At 60.7% G+C, this 10,194-nt stretch carries 6 protein-coding genes; all 6 read left to right on the top strand.

What is annotated here, in order from left to right; translation table 11 throughout:
• Positions 1-1,280, top strand: a 1,280-nt coding sequence (locus tag M3A49_RS41070; RefSeq protein WP_266233865.1) for a DUF2345 domain-containing protein, incomplete at its 5' end; no start/stop codon positions are given.
• Between the two features lie 8 nt (positions 1,281-1,288).
• The gene (locus M3A49_RS41065; protein WP_266233864.1) at positions 1,289-4,057 is read left to right on the top strand and encodes a hypothetical protein; all 2,769 of its coding nucleotides are present in this window, start codon (positions 1,289-1,291) and stop codon (positions 4,055-4,057) included.
• Positions 4,054-5,109 (top strand): hypothetical protein, encoded by a 1,056-nt coding sequence (locus tag M3A49_RS41060; protein WP_266233863.1) that lies wholly within the window; start codon positions 4,054-4,056, stop codon positions 5,107-5,109. The genes M3A49_RS41065 and M3A49_RS41060 overlap by 4 nt, the downstream gene beginning before the upstream one ends.
• A gap of 140 nt (positions 5,110-5,249) precedes the next feature.
• Positions 5,250-5,507 (top strand): PAAR domain-containing protein, encoded by a 258-nt coding sequence (locus M3A49_RS41055; protein ID WP_254333383.1) that lies wholly within the window; start codon positions 5,250-5,252, stop codon positions 5,505-5,507.
• Positions 5,508-5,511: 4 nt separating this feature from the next.
• The gene (locus tag M3A49_RS41050; protein ID WP_266233862.1) at positions 5,512-6,753 is read left to right on the top strand and encodes a hypothetical protein; all 1,242 of its coding nucleotides are present in this window, start codon (positions 5,512-5,514) and stop codon (positions 6,751-6,753) included.
• Positions 6,750-10,194: ImcF-related family protein (locus M3A49_RS41045; protein ID WP_266233861.1), on the top strand; the 3,445-nt coding region annotated here is incomplete at its 3' end. The genes M3A49_RS41050 and M3A49_RS41045, both read left to right, overlap by 4 nt.

Genomic DNA, 10,194 nt, shown 5'->3' with positions numbered 1-10,194 from the left:
ACCGCGTGACGTTCGAGGGGATTCCGTCGGATCGGGTCTGGCGAACATCCATGGACACGATCCCGAAACCGGAAATCAGGGGCGTCCTGCCGGCCCGGATTACGTCACCCGGTAATTACAAGTATGCCTATCTGACGGAAGAAGGCTGGTACGTCATCAAGCTGCCGTTCGATCTGGACGAATGGAGCCCGGGTGGCACGAGCCGGCCGGTGCGGTTTGCCAAGCCCTACAGCGGCGACAACTACGGTCACCACTTCCCGTTGATCGATTCCGCCGAAGTGGCGCTCGAATTTACGGCGGCGGATCCAAACCGCCCCATCATGATCGGAGCGATGCATGACAGTCTGCATCCGGATCTCGTCAACAACCTGAACAATACGCGCAATCTCATTCGCACGGCCGCGCAGAATGAGATGCGCATGGAGGACAAGGAAGGCGTCGAGCATATTCACCTGACGACGCCGTTCCAGACCAGCGAGTTCAACCTTGGGCATATGGTCGACGGCCAGCGCAAGGAGCGGGGACAGGGCGCCGAACTGCGGACCGACGGGCACGTGGCAGTCCGGGGGGCGAAGGGGGTTCTCTTATCCGCCGAAGCGCAACCAGGTGCCACAGGTTCGCAGCTCGCGATGGATGATGCGAACGCAACGCTCCAGCAGGCCAAAGAACTGCTGCGCTCGCTCAACGATTCGGCCAATGCCGCCAAGGCGTGGCTGGCTGAAATTGACCAGCAGCGCGACCTTATTGAACAGAGGCTCGTCGAGATCAAGAAGTCCGTGGTCGTCGCGAGTGCACCCGACGGCGTTGGCATCGCCAGCGGCCAGCACATGCAACTGGCGGCCAAGAAACACATATTCGTCACTGCCGGCCAGGGCCTCGACGTGGGGGTATTCAAGCGCATTACCTTTGCAGCCGGCGAGGCCATATCGTTGTTTGCAGCGAAACTTGGGATCCGGATTTTTTCGGCGAAGGGAAAAGTACAGGTTCAGGCGCAGGGCGACGAGCTGGAACTGATGGCGCTCAAGAACGTGGTGGTTAGCTCCTCCACAGGCGAAGTCATGATCACCGCGTCAAAAGGCATCACGCTCGGTGATGGGTCCGGCGCGTATATCAAGGTCGCCAATGGGCGGATCGAACTGGCCAGCCCAAGCGGTCAGATCTATGCGAAGGGCAATCTGGAAGTGGATGACGCAGCCGGCGGCAACTTCACGTTTCCGAACTGGAACGGTACACCGTTGAAAGATGTCAAGGACAACCTGGGTTTTGGTTTTTCTGAATAGGATAATTCATGGCAAACAGTTCGCCTGCGGCTACACCGACACAGCCCCTGAAGCAGATCACGTTCGCCTTTCCGTTTCGCAAGAAGGGACAAGGCAATGGTGGTGCTGCAGCAGACTTTACTGACGAGCACGAGATGTACCAGCTTCTGAAGCAGGAATCGTCAGGCTCGTTCCCGGTAAGCAGCGGGGGGATGTGGCACGGCGGCATCCATGTCACCGAGGCGGGTGCCGGGCAGTCAATGGACTTCAAGGCTGGGGTGCGCTGCATTGCTGATGGCGAAGTTGTCGCGTGGCGCCTGAATCGGGCCTATCTGGTCAACCAGATCCCGGCCACCGATGGCCAGCCCGCGATCAACGCGTCGTACAGCACGGGTTTTGCACTGGTAAAGCACACGATGGAATTTCCACGTGGCACGACGCTCACGTTCTTCAGCCTGTATATGCATCTGCAGGACTACGCCGGCTACGAAAGCGATTCGACACTTCCCTGGCCGGCGTACTGGGCTGCGAAGGTGGAAGTGACCCAGGAGGCTTCCGACAAACCCAAATCCGGCGCCAACGGCCAGCCGGCGCCTGACGGGCAGACAGGACTGAATGTCCGCGCAAGCAAACCTCACGGAGCCGTGCTCGGGATACTCCCACGGGGAACGCAGGTGAGTCTCTCTAAACGCGAGGGATCCTGGGGACAAATAGCGGACGCGCCTGGAGCGCTGTACGCACCCAAGGTTGGTGAGTATGTAGATCCAGCCGTTGCCATCGGTAAATGGATATTTCTGGGCAAGGAACACGGGCACGATGGCCCTGTCGTAAAAAACGTTGTGCCGGATTCCTTCTTCGATTCGGTAAACGTCGTACTGGAGGGAAGACGGGTCAAGGTCAAGGCGGGTGATGTGCTCGGCTACCTTGGTCGTTTCGACTCCCTTCGCAATTCAACCTCCATCCGGATGGTGCACATTGAGGTGTTCTGTGATGACACCATCAAACAGTTCATCGAAGACGGACGGAACTGGGTCGACGCGCACATCGAGGACACGACCGGGAACAGGAATCAGTGGAATCAGCTGGGTGTATCACCGGATCCCACCATTTTGCGCGTGAACAGTGGCGTGCATCTGTACCAGGCCCCGCCCCCCGCACAACCTGGCGAAGAGCCGAATCCGACCGATGTGATCCAGGTCTGTGGATTTGCCACGCTGCCGCACGATGCCAGCCACATGGTCACGGAAACGCAGCCTGGCAACGACGGGCACAAGCGCACCTGGTGGAAAATCGACAGCGAGGATGTTCAACGCCACCCGGTTTCAGGTTGGGTGCGGGAGCAAAGCTTTGCCGGCGGTATGGTGACCCGCGAACATGCTCAAAGCTGGGTGGACTTCGAGTGTCACGATGAGGACCACGATCCAGCGCACACCATCTTTGCGAACACGCAGGACTATGTCGCCTACCAGGCAGGACAGCAGCAGACACCCGACCGGGGCTCCAAGGCCAAACTTAGCCCGCTCATGGCTGCAATCTACGGTGTGCTTTTCCCGACGGGCGACGGTGTGCACGCTGTGGACGAACTCTCCAGCATCGGGCAAGGCGCGCAGGGTTCTGGTTTTCCATGGGTTGCGTTCCGTGCTTCGCGCCTGATTCCGAAGCACGAGAGTGAATGGGCCAACCCGGCCAAGTGGCAGGACCTGATCGCCGCCATTGAGCAGCACACTGGCCCTCGCCCCGAGCACGAAGAGGAAAAGAAGCGCATCGCCAATCTCGTGTGGTGGGATGAGGTCAAGGCCGGCGTGCCGGGATTTCCGGGTTCGGACGTTTTTCATATTCATCCGATTGGGCTGGTGGGAAATTTCTTTAATCCCAATCCCGACGTTTGTGCCTGTGGTTGTTGTATGACCGTGACCGGAACGCGCTTCAAGGCAGGAGCGAATACGTTTTGGTACGGACCGCAGCATTCGGGCTCGATTTCGTTGGGCAACTGTGCTGCATTGGCGACAATGCGGACCAACGGCACATTAAGCGAGACCGAAGAGAAGATTCTGCGCGCTATGTCCCAGAATGAAGGCAAGGTGGATACGGTTCAAGCGATCGACAAGGCGATCATCAGCGCCGGCGCAATGCAAAAGACCATTCGCGGGGCGGAAAGTCGGGGTGAGTTGGCGACGCAGATTGCCGCTTTTCGAGACGCGCATCCTGCCGAGTACCAACAGTATTTTTCCAACTGCGGCTGGACCGTTACGGGGTCGGGCGACGAAGCAGCGCTGGGGTATGCGCATGCGACATTTACGAATGGAGTTCGGATGATTGGCGATGAGCTTTACACCGCGCTGCGACGCGATTGTTCGGTCCACACCTTTGGTAAGCCGGTTGAATGTCCGCCTGTCGCGTCGATGGCACACGCCGTATCGTCGCCGTTATACCAAGTGCTGCAAGTCAAGGACTTTGTCGATCGCCTCAATCACGCTATTGGCAAGACGCCCGGTGGCTATCCTTATCCGATCAAGGACTATTTGCAGTCACCGCTCGGCCGTGCGACCGTCTTGGATCAAGACGTCAACGCGCCTGGTGCGACGGCAAACAGTATGAAAGCCTCGCTGGATCGCTTTTTTCAACACAATCCACGTGTGTCCCGCAATCCTGCTGAGTGGGGAGCGAACGGTACTGCATACGAAACCAGCATTCTGCAGGACTATGGCCCATCCCGCTATATGGCGCATGTCAACGGCGTGTCGGTCGCGCCGCAGCGATATGAGCATCTGCTTCAAGCCCTAGGAACGCCATCGTGAAAAGCATGAACTCAAGAATTACGAAAGCAGATGTTGCACCATGTCGAACCGGCTCGTCGCCGGTCCAAGCTGTTCGTCTCGGTGCAATAATTGCCTCTGTCTTGCTGCTGAGCGGCGGCGCTCCCGCTCCAGCAAATGCTGCCGCACCTTCGTCTACGTTCAGGTTCGCGTTGCCGGGTGGGGCAGCGATTGTCTATGGCAAGGCGTTGAACCCTCAAACACCGTTGCCGGAGCGTGCATGGCAACAGGCAACATTCCATTTCCCAAACGGAGCGACGTTCAGTCTGCTGCCAAGAATTGGCGCGGCGGACTCGGGTGGTACACAAATGGAGCCGCCGAGCAACGGTAATATCTCGCCGTCAGGTCAATATGTCGTCATCGGGAGAATCGAATCAGGTTCTGTGTCGTCAGGGCCGGGTCAGCCGGAATCTGACGCGAGCCGGGAATACTGCGCTGCCATTGAGATCCGCACTGGATGTATCACCGCTGATCAAACTGGTGAAATATGCGGAGCGGGATGGCAGGCTGGCCAGCGTGCGCAGTGGGGAACTGACGAACAGACGAGTTTGATGCTGAAGGATGAGCGTCCGTCGGCAATCCGACTGCTTCAGTTTATCGGGGCTGGTCAGCCGCCACGGTCACTCATCAAAGATGCTTCCGGCACCGACAATCTCCTGCGGTGCGATCCGCCGTCTTCGGCCAATCGTGACGCCTATCGCAAGATTGCGAAAGCCTTGCACGCGGCAGGCGCAGACAACGATGCGCGACTGATCGACGCCGCGAATTCAAAGGCAGACAGCAGCACCATCGGCACGTCTGCGCCGGTAGTCGTGGAAACCACGCATCGTACGGCGATCGTATCGGTGCAACAAGCGACGCTCTATACGGCGCCTGATGATGCACACGCGAGTCGGGCATATCTGGTCCAGAGCGATGTAGTGACGGTATTGAAGCAGTCTCCCGCAGGCTGGGCCTATGTGGACTACGTCAACGTTTCCGGTAGACACCTGCTTAGATGGATCAAATCCAACCAACTGGCAATTGCGCCGTGATGGGATCCGCTAGTGTTTTGCCCCAGAAATACGCAATTTTTCATAAACGCCGAATCCTTTTCAAGGACGGATTCGGCGATGGGCGTCCGCTTAAAGAGAAGTTTTCAGACCTTGTACTGGTCAGCAGGGAGTGTTGTCGAATGAAAAAACTGGCATACGAAGGTGACAGCACAAGCCACGGTGGCAAGGTACTTTCGGGCTCCGACCGTATCAAGGTGAAGGGACGGCGTGCAGCGAAGGTTGGCATCCTTGTGTCCTGTCCAATCCACGGCGACAACGAAATCATTGAAGGAAGCAGCAGCATGAAGGACGCCGGTACGCCCTTGTCGAGGGATGGCGATGCAACGCAGTGCGGGAGTGTCCTGATAGCCTCGACTGACGGCGCGAAGGTCCGATAAGGCGATGCCCGTTGATTTTGAACGTATTCCGCCGCAGGTCAGGGTTCCGGAAGCATCGCGGCCGTCGATTCTCGTCTGGGCACTTCTGCTTTGCCTCATGCTTGCGGCGGGCGCGTCCCTGACCGTTTTCCTCTGGCGTGCAGGCAAACCAACGAACACGGTCTGGTTCTGGTTCCGTGCGGTCGCACTACCGGTCCTGATATGGGGACTTCTGCTGGCTTGCCGACTCGCCTGGACATACGTGCGCGTCAACGCCGCACTCGCCACAAACCGGACTGCCGATGACATAGAAGAGCAGCGTCACGAGCTTTCAAGCCAGCCGCTGGCCGTTCTGGGGCACGCCTGGCGATTTTCGTCCAGCGAGGAGGAGAATTCCGTCGAAGATCTGTTTGATGGGAAGATAAAACTGCGCCCGGCTTCCAGCCAGGTTAGGCCCAACACCGACGTGATGGCCCGTTGGCTCGAGATACCGGGCAAGCGGTTCTATGGAGGTAACGCCCGGACCGAACATGCGCGTCAGACAGAAGCCTGTGAATGGCTGCTGAACGAGTTGATGAGTGACCTGGCCCCCCAGATTCTTCAGCTTCCCCGGCAAGTGTCAATGAGTGTGGACCTCTGCGTTGACACTGTACTGCAGCCTGCCACATGGGTTGCACGTCTGCAGCCGCTTCTGAAAGAAAAATTTCCGTCGTTGCGCGTCCAGGTAAAGCCCGCAACCAGGGAGCTTTCGCTATTCCATGCCGATTCGTGGCACGACGGAGTTCGACCTGATGTGGTTCGGCTCCTCGTTGCCGTCCAGTTGCGTAAGGCAGCAAGTGACGTGCTTGCTAACGGAGTCGCTGAGGCCGCGTCGATGCTGCTTGTTGGCACTCCTGCTGTTGCCGGACAGATGAACGGCAAGCCTGCACTACGCATCCATCGCCCGGCGAGGGGAACCCCGGAAAAAGTGGCGGACGTACTGAAGCTTGCTGTCCGTTGGGGAAGGACATCGTTCGACAAAACCGGAACGACATGGGGCACCGGACTTGGCAAAGATGCCTTAAGGACCATCCGATCGTCGTGCCGGTTCGGACACCGGATGAGGCCTGTCGACGTAGATGAGACGGTTGGCAATGCCGGCGCGGCACGCGCGTGGCTTGCGACAACGCTGGCCGCTGCAAACGCAGCACTTATGAACGAACCCCAGCTGGTTATTGCGCAGGAAGGCGATGACCTGGTTGCACTGGTATGCCAGAAACAGACATGAACGATCACAAGCCGCGGCCCGCAGCGCTTTTCATTGGTATTGCGATAACCATCCTGTTTATTATTCTTGGCCTTGCGACGTGGTTCGGGGGGATGGAACAGGGGTGGAGTCAAAACACACGCATCAACATTGAGCTGGCACTTCTCTCGGGGCTGCTGCTGTGCCTGATTCTTGTGAAGTTGTTTGAGGCCATTCTCCTCTGGATCGCTTCCATGCGGGCGACCCGATGGCTGATGCGATATGACGCGCAATCGAACGTTCCGAAATCAGATCAGGCTACCGGTTCATCCAGATCCGTGTCGCTGGCAGAAGCGCTCCGGGACCGCCATGGCAGGCGCTGGCGCTGGCGCGATCGTTGGGTGCTTGTCGCTGGAGATGAACCCCTTGTGAAACGCCTGGTTCCGGGGCTCGTCGAGACCGGCTACGCGTTCACGGGCGATACGGTCCTGCTTTACGCAAAGCAAACCAGCGACAAAATCGAAACAGGCTGGCTCGAGGAAATCCGCCGCCTGCGTCATCATCGCCCGGTCGATGCGATTGTCGCGGTCACGGGCAACCGTATTTCCGCAACCGCGCCATTTGACGTCAACGGCCTTTCACAACGGCTCGCACGCCATGCCCGTGCGCTGCGCTGGGCGGCGCCGGCCTATCTGGTCAACGTGACGGACTTTGGCACCGTGCCGACGGGTCCGGATGAAGCTATCGGTTTCACCTGGGCAAACACGCGAGTTAATGCCGAAGAAGTCGGGGTCTCGCTGCAAAGCCTCACGCGCAATCTGGCAGACACAGGCGTCGCGCGGCTTGCAGCGGACAATCGCGACCGCTACCCGGCCGAGCTTTCTCAGCATATCGAGCGGCTAGGTAGCGCCCTGTCGGGACTTGCGGTGCAGACGGCGAATTCGCGTTACTGGCGTCAGGCCGTTCATGGGCTCCTGTTCGCGCCGCTCTTCAGGGAGCCGGAACCGGCACCGCCCAAAGCCGCTGAGAAGACCGAGGGCAACGCAGACGATCAACCGGGAGCCGATCCCATCGCTCCACAGCAGCGCTCAGTCTGGCAGACGATAGCCGATCACAGCCGGAAGGTCCACGGTCGCCGCGTTGGCTTTTCACCGTCGATCGCCGCCGCGTGGATGGCAACAGGCGTGGCCGCCCTCTGGATCGTGGGCACGATGGTGTCGGGCCTGTCGAATCGAGCCACGATCGGCGCAGCGCAGGACACGCTCGCGAAACTGTCTGGAACCCTGAGCCCGGCGCAGGCCATGCAGGCACTCGACAGTCTCGACAGACAGATCGACACGCTCGAGACTCGCCAGCGCGACGGCGCGCCCTGGACCACGCGCTTTGGTCTGAATCGCGACAGCGCCGTGCTCGCTGTGCTGTGGCCCGGCTATGAGGATGCTGCGGGCCGTATCCTCGTCGGGCCGATCCGCCAGAAACTGGAGGATCGCCTGCGCCAGCTTGCCTCGATGTCCGACGCGGAGATCGCAAGCGGCGGCAACACCCAGGCGCAGGCCGCCTACGATACGCTCAAGGCCTACCTGATGCTCGCGAAGCCCGAGCGGGCCATTGCGTCTTTCCTGACGCCCCAGCTTCTGGCAACGCAGGCGCCTGCCCGCCCGTCCGACTCGCCGCTTTCGGCCGGCACGTGGGAGGACCTTCGCCAGCACGCTATTGCATTCTTCGCGGATCACCTGGGCCGTCGACCCGCTGCGAACGGTTCAACGCTCGCCATCGTTCCGGACAGCAGTCTGATCGCCGCCACGCGGCAGACCGTCATTGGCGTGCGCGGCATCCAGAACTCGACCGATGCGACCTACCAGCAGATCCTCGACGACGCGAAGCCGAAGTATCCGCCGGGCTCCCTGGCCAGCCTGCTTGGCGATACCACCGGGCGCGGCCTGTTCAACACGACCCAGACCATTCCGGGCGTCTTCACGCGCGAAGCGTGGGAGCAGCGCATCTCAAAGGCGATCGACGAGGCGAGCGAGCAGGGGAACGTCGCCGGCGACTGGGTGCTCTCGGACGCGAAGACGGCCAGCGCGACGTCATCGACGCTGAAAGCGGAACTGCGACAGCGCTACTTCGACGACTATGCGCGCGCATGGGCGCAGTTCCTCAACAGCCTGCGCTGGCAGAGCGCCTCGACTCTGTCGGCCACCGCCGACCAGCTCTCGCTGCTGGGCGACCCGCAACGCTCGCCGCTGGTTGCGCTCATGAATGCCATCGTGTATCAGGCCGGCGCGGGCGTCACGGCGCAATCGCTCTCCGATACGCTGATCAGCAAGGCGCACCAGCTGGTTGGCGCCGACGAGAAAGATCCTTCGAAGCGGGCACAGCCCCAGCTCGCCCCCCTCGCGAATGCATTCGGGCCGATCCTGCGGCTCAGTGGCAGCGATCTCCTATCCGGCGTGCCGGCGCAGGCTGGCAAGACGGCCGTGCAGGTGGCAGCGACCAGTGACCTGAGCCTCGCGCGCTATCTCGAACGCGTCACGGCGATGCGCCTGAAGCTGGAGCAGATGGTGAACAGCGCCGACACCGAGGCCATGTCGCGCGTGGCGGCGCAGGCGGTGCTCCAGGGCCGGAGCTCCGACATCGCGGACAGCCGCGACTACGCCAGCCGTGTCGCGGCAAGCCTTGGCCAGCAATGGGCCGGTTTCGGCCAGCTGTTCCAGGCACCGCTCGACCAGACCTGGCAGGCGGTGGTGCAGCCTGCGGCAGCCAGCCTGAACGACATCTGGCGCCGCTCGATCGTAGCCGACTGGAACACCGCCTTCGGTGGCCGCTATCCGTTCGCCGATTCAGACAACGATGCGTCGCTGCCCGAGATGGCCCGGTTCATGCGCCCGGACAACGGCGTGATCACGCAGTTCGTCACGACGCAGCTGGCCGGCATCGTCGAGCGTCAGGGCGACCGCTGGGTAGCCGCGCAGGGCGCGGGCACGCAACAGGATGCCCTGCGGCTTGATCCGGCGTTTCTGGAAGGGCTGAACCGCTTGATGCGGGTCTCGACTGTGCTGTTTCCGTCTGGCGACGCGCATATCCGCTTTGATCTGCGCGGTGTTGCGACGCCGGGCGTGACAAACATGAAAGCGGTGCTGTCCGGGCGTGAGCTCGACTACTTCAACCAGCAGGAGGACTGGGTCCCGTTCGAGTGGCCGGGCCAGTCGCTCGAGAACCTCTCGCACATCGAATGGAAGACCGAACAAGGCGGCCTGCGCACGGCGCTCGATGCACAGGGCCGGTTCGGACTGATCCGGCTGCTGGAGCGGGCGAAGGTCTCCCGGCAGGATAACGCGCGCTGGCTGCTCACGTGGACGCCGGATGCAAGCCAGGGCATTGCGCTCAGGGCCCAGCTGCGCAGCGAGGCCGGCGCCGGACCGCTTGACGTCCTGCAGCTGCGGCACTTTGCATTGCCCGCGCGCATCTTTCTGACCGGTAGCG

The sequence above is a fragment of the Paraburkholderia sp. CNPSo 3076 genome (assembly GCF_026343935.1).
GTDB classification, from domain to species: Bacteria; Pseudomonadota; Gammaproteobacteria; order Burkholderiales; family Burkholderiaceae; genus Paraburkholderia; species Paraburkholderia nodosa.
The sequence above is the reverse complement of the archived record's forward strand: the minus strand, read 5'-3'. Positions and strand labels throughout refer to the sequence as shown.

What these genes read in the sequence shown, in the direction of transcription:
- M3A49_RS41065 (WP_266233864.1), top strand. Translation starts at nt 1,289, where the DNA reads ATGGCAAACAGTTCGCCTGCGGCTACACCGACACAGCCCCTGAAGCAG.
- M3A49_RS41050 (WP_266233862.1), top strand. Translation starts at nt 5,512, where the DNA reads ATGCCCGTTGATTTTGAACGTATTCCGCCGCAGGTCAGGGTTCCGGAA.
- M3A49_RS41055 (WP_254333383.1), top strand. Translation starts at nt 5,250, where the DNA reads ATGAAAAAACTGGCATACGAAGGTGACAGCACAAGCCACGGTGGCAAG.